Source organism: Pseudomonas jinjuensis, assembly GCF_900103845.1.
Lineage (GTDB): Bacteria > Pseudomonadota > Gammaproteobacteria > Pseudomonadales > Pseudomonadaceae > Pseudomonas > Pseudomonas jinjuensis.
Genome location: NZ_FNIJ01000006.1, coordinates 163,232 through 179,823, shown reverse-complemented (window position 1 = coordinate 179,823; position 16,592 = coordinate 163,232). Strand labels below are relative to the sequence as shown.

Below are 16,592 nucleotides of genomic sequence, written 5' to 3'. Positions count from 1 at the left end.
GTCGGCGGGTTCTCTTACGAAGAGCCACAGGCGCTCAGCCCTTCTGCTTGCCCGGCAGGGTGCCCATCAGCTTGCAGATGATGCCGAGCATGATCTCGTCCGCGCCGCCGCCGATGGAGGCCAGGCGGCAGTCGCGGTAGGCGCGTGACAGCGGGTTGTCCCACATGAAGCCCATGCCGCCCCAGTACTGCAGGCAGCCGTCGGTGACCTCGCGGGCCAGGCGGCCGGCCTTGAGCTTGGCCATGGAGGCGAGGCGGGTGACGTCCTTGCCTGCCACGTACAGCTCGGTGGCCTGGTAGGTGAGCGCGCGCAGGGCTTCGATCTCGGTCATCAGCTCGGCCATGCGGAAGTGGATCACCTGGTTGTCGAGCAGCGGCTGGCCGAAGGTCTTGCGTTCCCGGCAGTACTCGATGGTGACGTCGACGCAGTGCTCCAGCCCCCTGAGCATGTTGGCGGCGCAGCACAGGCGTTCTTCCTGGAACTGCATCATCTGCATCATGAAGCCGGCGCCTTCCGCGCCGATGCGGTTGCGCTGCGGCACGCGCACGTTGTCGAAGAACACCTGGGCGGTTTCCGAGCTGCGCATGCCGAGCTTGTCGAGATGCGGGCTGAGGGTGATGCCGGGGCTGTCCATCGGCACCATGATCAGCGACTTGTTGGCGTGGGGCTTGCCGTCCGAGGTGTTCGCCAGCAGGCACATGAAGTCCGCCGAGGGCGAGTTGGTGATCCACATCTTGCTGCCGTCGATCACGTAGTCGTCGCCGTCCTTGCGCGCGCTGGTCTTCATCCCGGCCACGTCGGAGCCGGCGCCGACCTCGGAGACGCCGATGCAGCCCACCCGCTCGCCGGCGATGGCCGGGCGCAGGAATTCCTCGCGCAGTTCATCGGAGCCGAAGCGGGCGAGGGCCGGGGTGCACATGTCGGTCTGCACGCCGATGGCCATGGGGATGCCGCCGCAGTGGATGGTGCCGAATTCCTCGGTCACGACCATCGCGTAGCTGTAGTCCAGGCCCATGCCGCCGAACTTCTCCGGCTTGTTCACGCCGAGCAGCCCCAGTGCGCCGGCCTTGCGGAAGATCTCGTGGATCGGGAAGCGGCCGTCCTTCTCCCACTGGTCGACGTGCGGGTTGATTTCCCTGTCGACGAAGTTGCGTACGGTGCGGCGAAGTTCTTCGTGTTCCTGGGTGAAGATCATTGTTGTTGTTCTCCGTGTAGGGCGGGGGACAACCCGCCGGTCAGAATCGTGCGACGCCGAAGCTGTTGCCGCGCAGCGGGCGGATCTCCGCCTCGGCGCAGATATCCAGCAGATAGCCGAGCAGCCGGCGCGTGTCACGCGGGTCGATCAGGCCGTCGTCCCACAGGCTGGCGGTGCCGTACAGCGCGGTGGACTGGCTGTCGAGCTTCTGCGCGGTCATCTGCTCGAGCATGTCGAGCATCTTCGGGTCTGCCGCCTTGCCGTCCTTTTCCTGCTTTTCCTCGGCGACGATGCGCAGCACCTTGCCGGCCTGGGCGCCGCCCATCACCGCAGTGCGGCTGTTCGGCCAGGCGAAGATGAAGCGCGGATCGAGGCCGCGGCCGCACATGGCGTAGTTGCCGGCGCCGTAGGAGCCGCCGACCACCAGGGTCAGCTTGGGCACGCGGGCGTTGGCCACCGCCTGGATCATCTTCGAACCGTGCTTGATCACGCCGTTGCGCTCGGCCTCGGTGCCGACCATGAAGCCGGTGGTGTTGTGCAGGAACAGCAGCGGCGTGGCGCTCTGCTCGCAGAGCTGGATGAACTGCGCCGCCTTGGCCGCGCCTTGCGGGGTGATCGGGCCGTTGTTGCCGATCAGGCCGCAGGGCTGGCCTTCGATGCGCAGGTGGCCGCAGACCGTCTGGCTGTCGAACTCGTTCTTGAAGTCGAGGAACTCCGAGCCATCGGCGATGCGCGCGACGATCTCGCGCACGTCGTAGGGCTTCTTCGCATCGGCCGGGACCACGCCGGCCAGTTCCTCCGCCGGGTACAGCGGCTCGCGCCAGGTCTTCTGCGGACGCACCGGCAGCTGCGCATTCCACGGCAGCATGGCGACGATCTCGCGGGCCTGGCGCAGGCCGTCGGCATCGTTCTCTGCCAGGTACTCGGCGGTGCCGGCGACCTGCGCGTGCAGTTCGGCGCCGCCCAGTTCCTCTTCCGTGGCGACCTCGCCGGTGGCGGCCTTCAGCAGCGGCGGGCCGGCGAGGAACATCTTCGCCTTGCCGCGCACCACCACCACGTAGTCCGACAGCCCCGGCTGGTAGGCCCCGCCGGCGGTGCTGGAACCGTGCACCACGGTGACCTGCGGAATCCCGGCGGCGGACAGTCGCGCCTGGTTGGCGAAACCGCGCGCGCCCTCGACGAAGATTTCCGCCGCGTAGTTGAGATTGGCGCCGCCGCTTTCGGTCAGCGCGATCAACGGCAGTTTGTTCTCCAGGGCGATCTGCTGCAGGCGCAGGGTCTTCTTCAGCCCGCTGGGCGAAATGGTCCCGCCCTTGATCGCGCTGTTGCTGGCCGTCACCAGGCAGCGCACCCCGGCGACGTAGCCGATGCCGGCGATGATGCCGCCGCCGGCCTGGGTGCCGTCCTTGTCGTCGTGCAGCTTGTAGCCGGCCAGCGAGCAGAGTTCGAGGAAGGGCGCGCCGGGGTCGAGCAGCAGGTTCAGACGCTCGCGCGGCAGCAGCTGGCCGCGCCGTTCGAACTTCGCCCTGGCCGCGGCGGCGGTGTCCAGCACCTTCTGCTCGACTTCGCGGAAACCGGCGATGGCGGCGAGCATGGCCTCGCGGTTGCGGGCGAAGTCGTCGCCGTGGATGTCGATCTGCGACTGGATGACCGCCATGGGTTACTCCTGATCCTTCAGCACGTCGGGCAGGTAGGCGCGGTGGAAGCCGTTGTACGAGCGGCTCTGCCCCGGCTTGCCTTTCGCCAGCGGGAAGGCGCGGCTGCCCTGGCTGGCGGCGCCGTCGATGCGGATGGTATTGCCGCTGATGAAGGCGGCGCCGGGGGAGAGCAGGAAGACGATGGCCGCGGCCACTTCCGATTCCGTGCCGATGCGCTTGAGCGGCACGCTTTCGCGCAGGGTCGGGATCACCGCCTTGAACGCGCCTTCGTAGGTGTCCATGCCGCTGGAGGCGATCCAGCCCGGCGCCACGGCGTTCACCCGTACCCCGGCATGGCCCCATTCCACGGCGGCGGTCCTGGTGAAGTTCTCCATCCCCGCGCGGGCCGCGCCGGAGTGGCCCATGCCGGGCATGCCGCCCCACATGTCGGCGAGCATGTTGACGATGCTGCCGCCGGTCTTGCTCATGCTCTGGTTGAACACCTCGCGGGCCATGAGGAAGCCGCCGACCAGGTTGGTGCGCACCACGGTCTCGAAGCCCTTCTGGCTGATCGAGGCGAGCGGGGCGGGGAACTGGCCGCCGGCGTTGTTGACCAGGTGATGGATGGTCCCGTGCTCGGCGACGAGCGTGGCGACCAGCGCCTTCACCGCTTCCTCGTCGCGGATGTCGCAGGCGTGCCAGCTGACGCTGCCGCCGTCCTCGACGATCTCTCCGGCGGTCTTCTCCAGCTTCTCCGCATTGCGCCCCACCAGCACCACATGGGCGCCGAGGGCCGCCAGTTCATGCGCGGTGCAACGGCCGATGCCGCTGCCGCCGCCGGTGACGAGGATGGTCTGCCCGGCGAACAGGCCGGGTTTGTAGATGGAGTCGTAGTGCATTGTGGTTGTCGTCCTCCGGTTATTCATGGCACCGCTCTTTGTAGGAGCGAGCTTGCTCGCGATACCGTCTGGCACGGTGGTCGCTGGGGAACACGATCGCCAGCAAGCTGGCTCCTACAGGCTCGTGCTGCTCCCGCGTCCTTGCGCTGCTTTTTTTGTAGGAGCGAGCTTGCTCGCGAACCGCCTGGCGCCATTGCATCCGGCAAAAAGCGTTCGCGAGCAAGCTCGCTCCTACGGGTTCACTTCATCGGCGATGGCTTGCGGCACCGCCACCGGGAACTCCAGCAACTGCTGGGCGAAGGCCTTGCCTTGCGGGTCGATGCGCAGGCTGGCGATGCCGCCGCCGCCCAGGGCGTTTTCCAGCAGGAAGTTCAGGCTGTGCGTGCCCGGCAGGTACCAGCGGCTGACGCGCCCGGTCACCGGATCGAGCAGGTGCTGCATCCAGTCCGCCACCGCGCCTTCGCCCAGCGCCTCGGCGATCCACGGCAGGTATTCCGGCCGGCGCGCCATCACGCCGATATTGCTGTGATTGCCCTTGTCGCCGGAACGCGCCACCGCCAGCTTCACCAGCGGCACGCTGGCGCTGGCCGGCTGTTCGGTCTTCGGCGGCCGGGCGGCTTCGGCGAGATCGGCAGGGTCGAAATGCGCCAGCGGCGGCAGGTTCACCGGATGCGACTGGCCATCCAGTTCCACGGCGAGCGCGCACCGCTGCTTGTCCACCAGGAAGGAGAACAGCCGGATCACCGGGCTCACCGCCGGACGCCCGCCGACGATGCCGGTCAGGCCCGGCGCCATGCCGGTGGCGGCCTGGGCGATCTCGCGGGAGAACAGCGCCAGCGCCTCCTTGCGGGCGTGGCGCACGGCGATCTTCACCACCACCTCGCGGCTGTCGTGGCGGCGGCCGTGGGGGCCGTAGGTCGCCTCGCTGCCGAGCAGTTCAACGTTCACCTCGCGGTAGGGTCCCCAGCCGCGCTCGGCGAGCATTTCGCCGGTCCTGGCGATGATCGCCCGGCTGACCCGCTCGGCCTTCTTCACCGCGTCGATGCCGGCGATCAGGCAACTGGCGGTGCAGCGGAAGCCGTCCGGCCAGGTGGCGCTGACCTTGTACTGGCCGGTCGGCGCCAGGCCGCGGGCGCCCTCGATGCTGACCCGGTCGGCGCCGGCCTGCCGAAGGCGCACGTTGGTGAAATCGCAGACCACGTCCGGCAGCATGTAGGCGCGCGGGTCGCCGATCTCGTAGAGCATCTGCTCGCCCACGCTCAGCGGCGTGACCAGCCCGCCGGAGCCGGCCGGCTTGGTGACGATGAAGCGGCCGTCTGCCTCCACCTCGACGACGGGGAAGCCGATGTGCTCGTAGTCCGGCACCTGTTCCCAGTCGGTGAAGTTGCCGCCGGTGCACTGCGCGCCGCATTCGATGATGTGCCCGGCGAGTGCGGCCTGGGCCAACCGGTCGTAGTCGTCCCAGGCCCAGCCGAATTCGTGCACCAGGGCGGCGCTGACCACCGCGCTGTCCACCACCCGGCCGGTGATGACGATGTCCGCGCCGAGCCTCAGCGCCTCGGCGATGCCCGGCGCGCCGAGGTAGGCGTTGGCCGATACGCACACCGGCGGCAGCGGCTCGCCGCTGAACATTTCCACGCTGCCGGAGAGTTCGCCGAGGCGCGGCAGCAGGTCGTCGCCGACCAGCACGGCGATCTTCAGCGCGACGCCGGCCTTCGCACAGGCAGCGGACAGCGCGGCGGCGCAGGCCTGCGGATTGACCCCGCCGGCATTGCTGATGACGCGGATGTTCTTCGCGGCGATCTCTGACAGAAGGGGAGCGAGGACTTCGACGAAATCGGTGGCGTAGCCGGCGTCCGCCTGCTTCAGCCTGGCGCCGGCCATGATCGACATGGTGATCTCGGCCAGGTAGTCGAACACCAGGTAGTCCAGCTCGGCGCCGCGCACCAGCTGGGCGGCGGCGGTCGAGGTATCGCCCCAGAAGGCGGAGGCACAGCCGATGCGCACGGTTCTGGTCATTGTTCCGGTCCGTTGCGTGATAGGATGTGCGGAACATACCAAGCAAGCGCTTGGTTGGGAAGTGCCACTGATATTACCATCAGCATAGTGGCGCTTGCCCGGGTGGGCGCGCCGGCATACATTTCATTTGTATGCACAAGCACTTGCGTGACGATCCTGACAATCGTCATGAATAGGTCGACCGGACAAGGGGAGGTCGGGAGCGTGGATGACCAGAAAGCCCGCGAGGTGATGCTGGAAATGGTGGCTAACGGACAGATCACCGATCCGGAAAGCCCCCGTGGCAAGCTGCTGCAGACCGCCGCGCACCTGTTCCGCAGCAAGGGCTACGAGCGCACCACGGTGCGCGACCTGGCCAGCGCCGTGGGCATCCAGTCCGGCAGCATCTTTCATCACTTCAAGAGCAAGGACGAAATCCTCCGCTCGGTGATGGAGGAGGCGGTGCTCTACAACACCGCAGTGATGCGCGCCGCCCTCGCCGAGGCGGAGACCCTGCGCGAGCGCATGCTGGCGCTGATCCGCTGCGAGCTGCAGTCGATCATCGGCGGCACCGGCGAGGCGATGACCGTGCTGGTCTACGAATGGCGCTCGCTGTCCCCCGAGGGCCAGGAATACATCCTCGGCCTGCGCGACATCTACGAGCAGATGTGGCTGGACGTGCTGGAGGAAGCCTGCGTGGCCGGCGCCTGCCAGGGCGATCCGTTCATCCTGCGGCGCTTCCTCACCGGGGCGCTGTCCTGGACCATCACCTGGTTCCATCCCAACGGGCCGATGACGCTCGACCAGCTGGCCGAGCAGGCGCTGCTGCTGGTCATGCGCGACGAGGACTGACGCGCGTCCCTCACATGATCCGCAGCGGGTAGCTGAACAGCAGCAGGTGCAGGCTGTTCACCGCCCCGTGCAGCAGCACCGCGACCGACAGCCGGCCGCTGAAATGGAAGGCCAGCCCGTAGCCCAGGCCGGCGAACGTGGCGATCACGGCGAACAGCGGATTGATCGGCAGGTGCACCAGGCCGAACAGCACGCTGGCCGAAAGCACCCCGCCGATCGCGCCCAGGCGCTGCACCAGCACGCTCTGCAGCAGCGCGCGGAACACCGTTTCCTCGGCCAGCGAGACCACGCACAGGTTCACCGCCATCCACAGCCAGAAGCCCGGCGGCCATTTCGGGTTCCATACCACCAGGCCGGTGGCGGCGGCCAGCAGCGGAATGGTGAAGAGGGTGGTGACCACCGCGATCAGGGCGAAGTCGGGGGAGGGCGATTCGCTCGCCGGCGGCCGGCGCAGCCACCAGGTCAGCAGGGTGACGCCAACCAGCGCCTTGTCCCACGACAGTTGCAGCGCATAGGCCGGCGCGTCGGGGCTGAGCTGGCGCATCGGCAGCAGCGTCCAGGAAGCGGTGCCCGGCAGCAGGTGGGCGGCCAGCGCCAGGCTGAACGCCAGGCTGCCCAGCCACCACGGCAGCCAGGGAATGTGGCGCTCGCCATGGAGCACCCAGACGATGTACGACGCCCCGATCAGCAGCCCCAGCAACTGGGTATGGCCGAGGGCGAAGCCGCTGAGCAACAAGAGGACAGGCAGCAGCGGCAGGAATTTCCTCAACATCGTTTCCTCCATCCGGGAGGCCGCAGTCTAGGCAAATTCCTGCCCCGATTACCATCGGGAATGTATGTGATTCAGTGACTTGGCGGTCGGGCAGGCGGCCGGTCCGTCAGCGTTTTTCCTCGGCTTCCTTGGCGTCCATTTCCGCATTGCGCTCGTGGATGCGCTTGAGCTGCTCCTCGGTCAGCGGCAGTTTCTTCGCCGTGTCGCGCAGCAGCATCAGGGCGCCGAGGATGGAGCCCAAGGCGAGGATGATGATCAACCAGGCGTACCAGGGCATGGAAATCTCCAGCAGGGGCGGGAATCTTCACCATACCCCCGTCGCGGCGGCTTGTCAGGCTGGTCGCTGTCATATGCTGGCAATCTGACGCTGGTTCAATGGCGCGCATTCAGCACGCGACCGGAGAATCGCCGATGACCACCAGCGCCCTTCACACCTTGCTGCGCAAGGTCGAACCCTTGGCGCCGGAGCTGAGCATCAGCGAGGTGGCCGACCGCCTGCTCAGCGCCGAACAGCGCGCCATCCTCTCGCTGCCGGTGGTGGGCGTGGATGGCGTCCCGCTCGGGCTGGTCAGCCGCTACGCCCTGCAGAACATCTTCATGCAGCGCTTCGGCCGCGACCTGTGGGGCCGCCGCCCGGTGCGCGACGTGATGAACCCGGCGCCGCTGCAGGTGCGCTGCGACGCCAGCCTGGAACAGGCGGCGCAGCAGGTCACTGGCCAGCTCAGCTACCCGATCACCGAGGACTTCGTGCTGGTCGACGAGGCTGGTCGCTACCTCGGCCTGGGCACGGTGCTCGATCTGCTGAAGGCCATGGAACGGCGCATCTCCCAGCGCAACCTGGTGCTGCACAAGGCGCTGCGCGACCTGCGCGAGTCCCAGGCGCAACTGGTGCAGTCGGAGAAGATGGCCTCCCTCGGGCAGATGGTCGCCGGCGTCGCCCACGAACTGAACACCCCGCTGGGCTACGTGAAGAGCAACCTCAGCCTGCTCCGCGAGCTGATCCTGCCGCTGTTCGCCCTGGCGGAGACCCAGTCGCGCCTGCTCGACGAAACCGCCATTCCCGAGGAACTGCGGCGCCTGCGCGAGGAAGTGGCGCTGGAGCACCTGGCCGGCGATCTCGACCAGCTGTTCGGCGACACCGAGTTCGGTCTCGGGCAGATCGGCGAGCTGGTCGGCGGGCTGAAGGATTTCGCCCGCCTGGACCGCGCCATGAGCGAGGAAATCGACCTCAACGAATGCGTGCGCAGCGCGCTGCTGATCGCCCGCAACAACGTCAAGGACCGCGCCGAGGTGATCACCCTGCTCGGCGAACTGCCGCGCATCGCCTGCGCGCCCTCGCAGATCAACCAGGTCCTGCTCAACCTGCTGAACAACGCCGCCCAGGCCATGGAGCGCTTCGGCCGCATCGAGGTGAAGACCTGGGCCGACGCGCAGGCCGTGCACATTTCCGTGCTGGACGACGGCAAGGGCATGAGCGCGGAGGTGCGCGGGCGCATCTTCGATCCCTTCTTCACCACCAAACCCGTCGGCCAGGGCACCGGCCTCGGCCTGTCGATCAGTTACAAGATCGTCCAGGACCACGGCGGCCGCATTCGCGTCGCCTCCGCGCCCGGCCGCGGTACGCGATTCCTTATCAGCCTGCCGCTGGCGCAGCGGGCCGATGCCATGAAACGGAGCGCCTGAACATGAGCCAGCCCGTCCGCATCCTCTTCGTCGACGACGAGGAACGCATCCTCCGCAGCCTGGCGCTGCAATTCCGCCGGCAGTACCAGGTGCTGGTCGAGAGCGACCCGCGCAAGGCCCTGGAACGCCTGAGAAGCGAGCCGGTGGACATCCTCGTCAGCGACCAGCGCATGCCGCAGATGAGCGGCGCCGAACTGCTGGCCGCGGCGCGCGAACTGGCGCCGGACACCCTGCGCATCCTCCTGACCGGCTATTCCGACCTGGATGCGGCGGTGGAAGCGCTGAACGACGGCGGCATCTTCCGCTACCTGACCAAGCCCTGGGACCCGCAGGAAATGTCCTTCACCCTGCGCCAGGCGGCGGAAATCGCCACGCGCCGCCAGCCCGTGGCGAGCCCGCCGCCGCCGACCGCCTACGCGCCGCTGGTTGCGCCGCTGACCGTGCTGCTGCTCGACGACGACGCCGACACCCTCGGCTGCGTCAGCGACTTCTGCAGCGCCGGCCGCCATCGCCTGCTGCGCGCGCGCAACCTGGCCGAGGCGCTGGCCATGCTCAACAGCAAGCAGGTCGACGTGCTGGTGACCGACCTGACCCTGGCCGGCGACGACACCGCGCCGCTGCTCAAGTCGCTGGCCCAGGCCCATCCGCGCCTGCTCAGCCTGGTGGTCACGCCGTTCCGCGATACCCAGGCGCTGCTGGCGCTGATCAACCAGGCGCAGATCTTCCGCTACCTGCCCAAGCCGGTACGCCGCGGCCTGTTCGAGAAGGGCCTGAAGGCCGCCGCCGAGCAGACCCGGCAGTGGCGCGCCGAACCGCAGCGGCCGCCGGCACGGCTGGCGGAGATCCCGGCGGAGCTGCCGGAGCGGGAAAGGATCGGCAGCTTCCTCGGCATGCTCGGCCGCCTGCGCTCGCGGCTGAGCGCCTGATCGGCTGATCCGCCGCCCGGCTCTACGGCAGCGGCGGCATTTCTGCGACAATGCGCGCCGATTTTTCCGAGCCGCCGCGAGAGCCCATCATGCCTGCCTGCCAGACCCCGATCATCGTCGCCCTGGATTTCCCCACCCGCGAAGCCGCCCTGGCGCTGGCCGACCGGCTGGACCCGAAACTGTGCCGGGCCAAGGTGGGCAAGGAACTGTTCACCCGCTGCGGTCCGTCGATCGTCGAGGAACTGGGCAAGCGCGGCTTCGAGGTGTTCCTCGACCTGAAATTCCACGATATCCCCAACACCACCGCGATGGCCGTGAAGGCCGCCGCCGAGATGGGCGTGTGGATGGTCAACGTGCACTGCTCCGGCGGCCTGCGCATGATGGCCGCCTGCCGCGAGACTCTCGATACGCTCAACGGCCAGAAGCCACTGCTGATCGGCGTGACCGTGCTGACCAGCATGGAACGCGAGGACCTGGCCGGCATCGGCCTGGACGTCGAGCCGCAGGAACAGGTGCTGCGCCTGGCCGGACTGGCTGAGAGGGCAGGGCTGGACGGCCTGGTCTGCTCGGCGCAGGAAGCTCCGGCGCTGAAGGCGGCGCACCCGGCGCTGCAACTGGTCACTCCCGGCATCCGTCCGGCCGGCAGCGCCCAGGACGACCAGCGCCGTATCCTCACTCCGCGCCAGGCGCTGGACGCCGGCTCCGACTACCTGGTGATCGGCCGCCCGATCAGTCAGGCCACCGATCCGGCCACGGCGCTGGCGGCCATCGCTGCCGACCTGGCCTGAGGCGCGAATGCCGGCTTCTGCAGCGACCCTGTACAAGCGGGCCATGCCCGCGACCGGCCACGATGTCGCGCGCATGGCGCGTTCCTACGCCGATGGCGCCGTGCCAATGTGTCGGTGGATAACGCTGGCGCGTTATGCACCCTACGGGTTGCGACAACTGTAGGAGCGGGCCATGCCCGCGACAAAGACGCCTAGGAAGCCGACACCTCCCCCGAACACCCCACCCAGCGCGCCCGCAGCACGTCGTAGCTCCAGTTGAACGCCACCGCGTACGGCAGGAAGAACAGCACCAGCCCGATATCCAGCAGGAACGCCTCGATCAGGCCGATGGACAGCCACCAGGCCGCCAGCGGCACCAGCATGAAGATCAGCCCCAGCTCGAACAGCGAGGCGTGGAGGATGCGCACCGGCAGCGTGCGGCTGAAGCCGATGCGCTGCTGGGCGCGGTCGAACAGGGTGTTGAAGATCATGTTCCACAGCGTGGCGATGGCCGAGAACATCAGCGTCAGCGCGCCCATGTGGCCCAGCGGCTTGCCCATCGCCCAGGCCAGCAGCGGGGCGCAGATGATTACTGCGATCAGCTCGAAGAGCACGGCGTGGAACAGCCGCTCCTTCAGGGATTTGGTCGGGGACATGTGGGAATCTCCAGGCAGAAAACAGCGAGTGGCCTGTATTCTCATCGGTCGGTAGGCTAGTTTTAAGTTGGTTGTCATCGGGAAAACCGATATGCACTACTCACCGGAATCCCTCCAGGCCTTCGCCGAGGCGGCCAGTCTCGGTTCCTTCAGCGCCGCCGCGCGCAAGCTGGGCAAGAGCCAGTCGACCATCAGCGAGGCGATCTCGCGGCTGGAGATCGATCTCGGCCTGACCCTGTTCGACCGCAGCGCCCGCCAGCCGCAGCTGACCGAGGCGGGCCGGGCGCTGCTCGGGCGGGTCGAGGAAGTGCTGATGGCCAGCGACCGCCTCGGCCAGATGGCCGGGCAACTGGCCGGCGGGCTGGAGTCGCGGGTCACCCTGGCGATGTCCGATACCTATCAGTCGGCGCCCTTCGAGCAGCGGCTGGCGGAGATCGATGAGCGTTTCCCCGACCTCGAATTCGAATGGCTGATCGCCGAGGACGGCGACGTGCTCGACCTGGTCGGCCAGGGCCGCGCCAATCTCGGCCTGCTCGCGGCGCAGCCGGTCTATCCGCCGGACATCAGCTCGGCGACCCTCGGCGAATGCGCCGAGTTCGGCCTGTTCGTCGGCCACGATCATCCACTGGCGCGCCAGCAGCGCATCGTCCGCGACGACCTGCTGGCCTGGCGCGCGCTGCGCCTGAACACCTTCGTCGACGATGCCGCGCCGTCCCCGGGCGGGCGCTGCTGGTCGGCGCCGACCTACCTGCTGCTGCTGGACATGGCGGTGCTCGGCTTCGGCTGGGTGGAGCTGCCGAGCTGGATGGTCGGGCGCTTCGCCAGGGGACGCCTGCGCGAGCTGAAGGTGCCCGGCTGGCCGCGCAGCGTGGCGGTGGACGTGGTCTGGTCGCGCCAGCGCAGCCTCGGCCTGGCGGCCGCCTGGCTGCTGGAGCGGCTGCTCGCGCCCTGAGCCGGGACAGTTCACAGGAATGCCGTCCGCCCCTTTGCGGTCCTACGCTGGACCAGTAGGATCGGATCTTTCCCAGGATGAGAGGTAAGGATGCGCGCCAAGCTGGAGAATTGTCTGAAGGCTGTCGATCAGGTCCTGCTCGGCAAGGAAGTCCAGGTCCGCCTGGCCCTGACCTGTCTGCTGGCTCGCGGGCACCTGCTGATCGAGGACCTGCCGGGGATGGGCAAGACCACCCTCAGCCACGCCCTGGCCCGGGTGCTCGGGCTTAGCTTCCAGCGCATCCAGTTCACTTCCGACCTGCTGCCCGGCGACGTGCTCGGCACCTCGGTGTTCGACAAGGAGACCGGGCAGTTCGTCTTCCATCCGGGGCCGATCTTCGCCGAGCTGGTGCTGGCCGACGAGATCAACCGCGCCACCCCGAAGAGCCAGAGCGCCCTGCTCGAAGCCATGGAAGAAGGGCAGGTGACCATCGAGGGCGCGACCCGGCCGCTGCCGGAGCCGTTCTTCGTCATCGCCACGCAGAACCCGGTGAGCCAGGGCGGCACCTTCGCCCTGCCGGAGTCGCAGCTGGACCGCTTCCTCATGCGCCTGTCGCTCGGCTACCCGGGCCGGGCGGCGGAGAAGGCGCTGCTGCTCGGCGAGGCGCGCCGCGACCTGCTGCCGCGCATGGAACCGATCCTCTCGCCGGGCGAACTGGCAGATTTGCAGGCCGAGGTGCCGAAGATCCATGCCAGCGATGCGCTGGTCGACTACGTGCTGCGCCTGGTCGAGGCGACGCGCACCCAGCCGGCCTTCGCCCTCGGCCTGTCGCCGCGCGGCAGCCTGGCGCTGCTCGCCGCGGCGCGCGCCTGGGCGCTGCTGGCCGGGCGCGACTACGCGATCCCCGAGGACGTGCAGGCGGTGCTGCCCTCGGTGGCCGGGCACCGCCTGCGCGACCAGGCCGATCCCTCCGGGCATGGCGGCGGAGCGCTGGTGCAATGGCTGCTGCGTGAAGTTCCAGCCCTATAAAGCAACTGTCTTCGCGCCATGACCAATCGCTGGTGTAGGGCGAATGAAGCGGAACGCTTCATCCGCCGACAAGGCCACGCCGGCGGGATGGCGGATAACGCTGGCGCGTTATGCGCCCTACGGGTGAGGTTCCGCCGAGACCGTAGCAGCTGTCTTCCGGTAACGACGGGTTCTTGGATAACTCCCGTGCTGATCTCAACGCTGTCATCCTCGCGAACGCGGGGGTCCAATAAACCTGTAGGAGTCACTGCCATGCTGATCCGCGTCCGCCCGCTGTGGCAGAGCTGGATCGCCCGGCGCATCCCGCCGGCGCCGTCGCTGCAGCTCGACCAGCGGCGCATCTTCATCCTGCCGACCCTGCAGGGCCTGGCCTTCGGCATCGCCCTGGTGCTGATGCTGCTGACCGCCATCAACTACCAGAACAGCCTGGCCTACGGCCTGACCTTCCTGCTGCTGTCGCTGTTCCTGGTCGCCATCCTGCATACCTACCGCAACCTCGGCGGGCTGCGCCTGACCGCGCTGGCCACCGCGCCGGTGTTCGTCGGCGAGCAGCTGTGCTTCCGCGTGCGCCTGGACGGCGAGGGCCGCGAGCGGCGGGCGGTCGGCCTCGGCTGGTCGGAGGAACAGCTCGGCCACGCCGACATCCATGCCGACGGCGCCGAGGAACTGGTGCTGGTGCTGCCGGCCGAACGCCGCGGCTGGCTGCGGCCGGGGCGCCTGCGGGTAGAAAGCCGCTTCCCGCTCGGCCTGCTGGTGGCCTGGAGCTGGATCGACCTGGACCAAGCCGGGCTGGTCTACCCGCATCCCTTGCCCGCCGACCTGCCGCTGGCGCCGGGCGCGGCGGACGACGAGGAAGGCGTGCGCCCCAGCGGCCAGGGTGTCGACGACTTCCAGGGTCTGCGCGCCTACCAGCCCGGCGATTCGCGCCGGCGCCTGCACTGGAAGGCCTATTCCCGCGGCCAGGGGCTGCTGGTGAAGGATTTCGCCGCGCTGGCCGGGCGCAACCTGTGGCTGGATTTCGAGGCCATGCCCGGCGACGTCGAGACGCGCCTGTCGCAGCTCTGCCATTGGGTGCTGGAACTGTCCCTGCGCCAGCAGCCGTTCGGCCTGCGCCTGCCCGGCGAGCGCCTGCCGGTGGCGACCGGCGACGCCCACCGCGAGGCCTGCCTGCGCGCGCTGGCGCTGCATGGGCGGGCGCAATGAGCGCGCAGCCGATCCCGCGGGTCGCCCTGACCTGGCTGCTGGTGGCGCAGGCGGTGGTGATCCTGCCGCACCTCTCCCACCTGCCGCTGTGGATCGTCGGCCTCTGGCTGGGCTGCGCGGCCTGGCGCATCCAGGTGTTCCGCATGCGCGCCAACTACCCCAACGCCTTCGCCAAGATCGCCCTGGTGGCGGCGGCGGGTGTCGGCGTGTGGCTGTCGCGCGGTTCGCTGATCGGCCTGGATGCCGGCGTGGTGCTGCTGATCGCCGCCTTCATCATCAAGCTGGTGGAACTGAGGACCCGCCGCGACGCGCTGGTGCTGATCCTGCTCGGCTTCTTCGCGGTGGTCACCAGCTACCTGTTCGACGACAGCATGCTCGCCGCGCTGTTCAGCCTGCTGCCGGTGACCGTGCTGCTGGCGGCGCTGATCGGCCTGCAGCAGAGCAGCTTCGCCGAGCGCCCCTGGCCGACCCTGAAGTTCGCCGGCGGCCTGCTGCTGCAGGCGATCCCGCTGATGTTGCTGCTGTTCCTTCTATTCCCGCGCCTGGGGCCGCTGTGGTCGCTGCCCATGCCCAGCGCCAAGGCCACCACCGGCCTCAGCGATTCGATGATGCCGGGGGATTTCGTCGAACTCAGCCAGTCCGCCGCGCTGGCCTTCCGCGTCGGCTTCGATGGCGCGCCGCCGCCGCGCAGCCAGCTGTACTGGCGCGCGCTGACCCTGGAGCGCTTCGACGGCGCGCGCTGGTCGCAGGTCGGCCAGCCGCGCCGCGACGAGCTGCCGGAAATGCAGCGGCAGGGCGAGCCGGTCAGCTACCAGGTGATCATGCAGCCCAGCGAGCGGCCCTGGCTGTTCGCCCTGGATACGCCGGAGCAGGCGCCGGAGGATGCGCGGCTGATGAGCGACTTCCACCTCGAACGGCGGCGGCCGGTGGACCAGGCGCTGCTCTACCGCATCACCTCCTGGCCGCAGGCGCTGCGCGAGCCCGACAGCAGCGTCCGCGCCACCGGCCTCAACCTGCAGCTGCCGGCCCGCGGCAACCCGCGCGCCCGCGCCTGGGCCGCGGAACTGCGCCGCCAGCATCCCCGGCCGCAGGCGCTGGTGCAGGCGCTGCTGCGGCATTTCCGCGAGCAGCCCTTCGCCTACACCCTGCGCCCGCCGGCCACCGGGCCGGAGCGCATCGACGGCTTCCTCTTCGACACCCGCCGGGGTTTCTGCGAGCACTACGCCGGGGCCATGACCTTCGTCCTGCGCGCGGCCGGCATCCCGGCGCGGGTGGTGACCGGCTACCAGGGCGGCGAATTGAACCCGTCGGGCAACTATCTGCTGGTGCACCAGTTCGACGCCCACGCCTGGGTCGAGTACTGGCAGCCGGGCAGAGGCTGGCAGAGCGTCGATCCGACCTTCCACGTCGCCCCGCAGCGCATCGAGCAGGGCCTCGAAGAGGCGCTGGCGGGGGAGGGCAGCTTCCTCGAGGGGACGCCGTTCTCGCCGCTGCGCTATCGCGGCTTCAGCGCGCTGAACGCCCTGCGCCTGGCCTGGGACAACCTCAACTACGACTGGCAGCGCTTCGTCCTCGGCTACCAGGGCCAGCAGCAGGCGGACCTGCTGCGCCGCTGGTTCGGCCGCCTCGACGGGCCGGGACCGGCAATCGCCCTGGTCGGCGGCGCCGCGCTGCTGCTCGGCCTGCTGATGCTGCTGCTGTTCAAGCCCTGGCGTTACACGCGGGACGTGCAACTGCGCGGCTTCGCCCGCTTCGAGCGGCTGCTCGCGCCCTACGGCCTGCAGCGCCTTGCCGGGGAGGGGCCGCGGGCCTTCGCCGAGCGCGCCGGAAGCGTGCTGCCGGAGCAGCGGGTGGAGCTGCTCGCCTTCATCGATGCCTTCGAGGCGCAGCGCTACGGTCGCGGTACCGGTACCCCGGTCGACCTGCGCCGGCACCTGCGACGGCTGCGCCGCGCCCTGCCGTGGCGGATGACGCGCAGGGGGCGGTGAAACCTCCTGCGACCATCCTCCACTTGCCGTCGGATGCCGGACAACTAACCTGATAT

The 16,592-nt window shown here is 68.9% G+C and carries 15 protein-coding genes; 8 read left to right on the top strand and 7 right to left on the bottom strand.

Annotation, left to right across the window (positions count from 1 at the left end; all coding sequences use genetic code 11):
• Window positions 1–34 precede the first annotated feature (34 nt).
• The 4 genes from atuD to BLR75_RS10510 form a co-directional block, all read right to left on the bottom strand.
• Window positions 35–1,195 carry a citronellyl-CoA dehydrogenase gene (atuD, locus tag BLR75_RS10525; protein ID WP_084310850.1) on the bottom strand — a complete coding sequence of 387 codons (1,161 nt, stop codon included), beginning with the start codon at window positions 1,193–1,195 and terminating at the stop codon, window positions 35–37.
• A 40-nt stretch (window positions 1,196–1,235) separates the two neighbouring features.
• Window positions 1,236–2,852 (bottom strand): geranyl-CoA carboxylase subunit beta, encoded by a 1,617-nt coding sequence (atuC, locus tag BLR75_RS10520; protein ID WP_084310848.1) that lies wholly within the window; start codon window positions 2,850–2,852, stop codon window positions 1,236–1,238.
• 3 nt (window positions 2,853–2,855) lie between these two features.
• Complete coding sequence (locus BLR75_RS10515) at window positions 2,856–3,731, bottom strand: SDR family oxidoreductase (RefSeq protein WP_084310846.1); 876 nt, start codon at window positions 3,729–3,731, stop codon at window positions 2,856–2,858.
• 231 nt (window positions 3,732–3,962) lie between these two features.
• Complete coding sequence (locus tag BLR75_RS10510) at window positions 3,963–5,750, bottom strand: acyclic terpene utilization AtuA family protein (RefSeq protein ID WP_084310844.1); 1,788 nt, start codon at window positions 5,748–5,750, stop codon at window positions 3,963–3,965.
• 204 nt (window positions 5,751–5,954) lie between these two features.
• Between BLR75_RS10510 and BLR75_RS10505 the strand changes: the two genes are divergently transcribed.
• Complete coding sequence (locus tag BLR75_RS10505) at window positions 5,955–6,581, top strand: TetR/AcrR family transcriptional regulator (protein WP_217633607.1); 627 nt, start codon at window positions 5,955–5,957, stop codon at window positions 6,579–6,581.
• A gap of 10 nt (window positions 6,582–6,591) precedes the next feature.
• Here the strand turns inward: BLR75_RS10505 and BLR75_RS10500 are convergent, their stop codons facing one another.
• A complete protein-coding gene (locus BLR75_RS10500; RefSeq protein ID WP_084310949.1) occupies window positions 6,592–7,353 on the bottom strand; it encodes a CPBP family intramembrane glutamic endopeptidase in 762 nt (253 codons plus the stop codon).
• Window positions 7,354–7,459: 106 nt separating this feature from the next.
• Entirely contained in the window at window positions 7,460–7,630 is a 171-nt protein-coding gene (locus BLR75_RS10495; protein WP_084310842.1) for a DUF2897 family protein, read from the bottom strand.
• Window positions 7,631–7,764: 134 nt separating this feature from the next.
• Here BLR75_RS10495 and BLR75_RS10490 point away from each other — a divergent pair, with 134 nt between their 5' ends.
• The 3 genes from BLR75_RS10490 to pyrF all read left to right on the top strand — a co-directional run bounded on the left by BLR75_RS10490 (window position 7,765) and on the right by pyrF (window position 10,750).
• Window positions 7,765–9,036: an ATP-binding protein gene (locus BLR75_RS10490; protein WP_084310840.1), complete on the top strand. Its 1,272-nt coding sequence runs from the start codon at window positions 7,765–7,767 to the stop codon at window positions 9,034–9,036.
• 2 nt (window positions 9,037–9,038) lie between these two features.
• Complete coding sequence (locus BLR75_RS10485) at window positions 9,039–9,962, top strand: response regulator (RefSeq protein WP_084310838.1); 924 nt, start codon at window positions 9,039–9,041, stop codon at window positions 9,960–9,962.
• Window positions 9,963–10,051: 89 nt separating this feature from the next.
• Window positions 10,052–10,750, top strand: coding sequence for an orotidine-5'-phosphate decarboxylase (pyrF, locus tag BLR75_RS10480; protein ID WP_084310836.1), 699 nt, complete (start codon window positions 10,052–10,054; stop codon window positions 10,748–10,750).
• A gap of 191 nt (window positions 10,751–10,941) precedes the next feature.
• On the opposite strand, the gene BLR75_RS10475 is transcribed toward pyrF, so the two are convergent.
• Window positions 10,942–11,385 (bottom strand): multidrug/biocide efflux PACE transporter, encoded by a 444-nt coding sequence (locus BLR75_RS10475; protein WP_084310834.1) that lies wholly within the window; start codon window positions 11,383–11,385, stop codon window positions 10,942–10,944.
• A 91-nt stretch (window positions 11,386–11,476) separates the two neighbouring features.
• Between BLR75_RS10475 and BLR75_RS10470 the strand changes: the two genes are divergently transcribed.
• The 4 genes from BLR75_RS10470 (at window position 11,477) to BLR75_RS10455 (ending at window position 16,536) form a co-directional block, all read left to right on the top strand.
• Entirely contained in the window at window positions 11,477–12,337 is an 861-nt protein-coding gene (locus BLR75_RS10470) for a LysR family transcriptional regulator (protein ID WP_084310833.1), read from the top strand.
• A gap of 90 nt (window positions 12,338–12,427) precedes the next feature.
• Complete coding sequence (locus BLR75_RS10465) at window positions 12,428–13,345, top strand: AAA family ATPase (RefSeq protein WP_084310831.1); 918 nt, start codon at window positions 12,428–12,430, stop codon at window positions 13,343–13,345.
• Between the two features lie 252 nt (window positions 13,346–13,597).
• The gene (locus BLR75_RS10460; protein WP_084310829.1) at window positions 13,598–14,548 is read left to right on the top strand and encodes a DUF58 domain-containing protein; all 951 of its coding nucleotides are present in this window, start codon (window positions 13,598–13,600) and stop codon (window positions 14,546–14,548) included.
• Entirely contained in the window at window positions 14,545–16,536 is a 1,992-nt protein-coding gene (locus BLR75_RS10455; protein ID WP_084310827.1) for a transglutaminase TgpA family protein, read from the top strand. The genes BLR75_RS10460 and BLR75_RS10455 overlap by 4 nt, the downstream gene beginning before the upstream one ends.
• The last annotated feature ends 56 nt before the right edge of the window (window positions 16,537–16,592 follow it).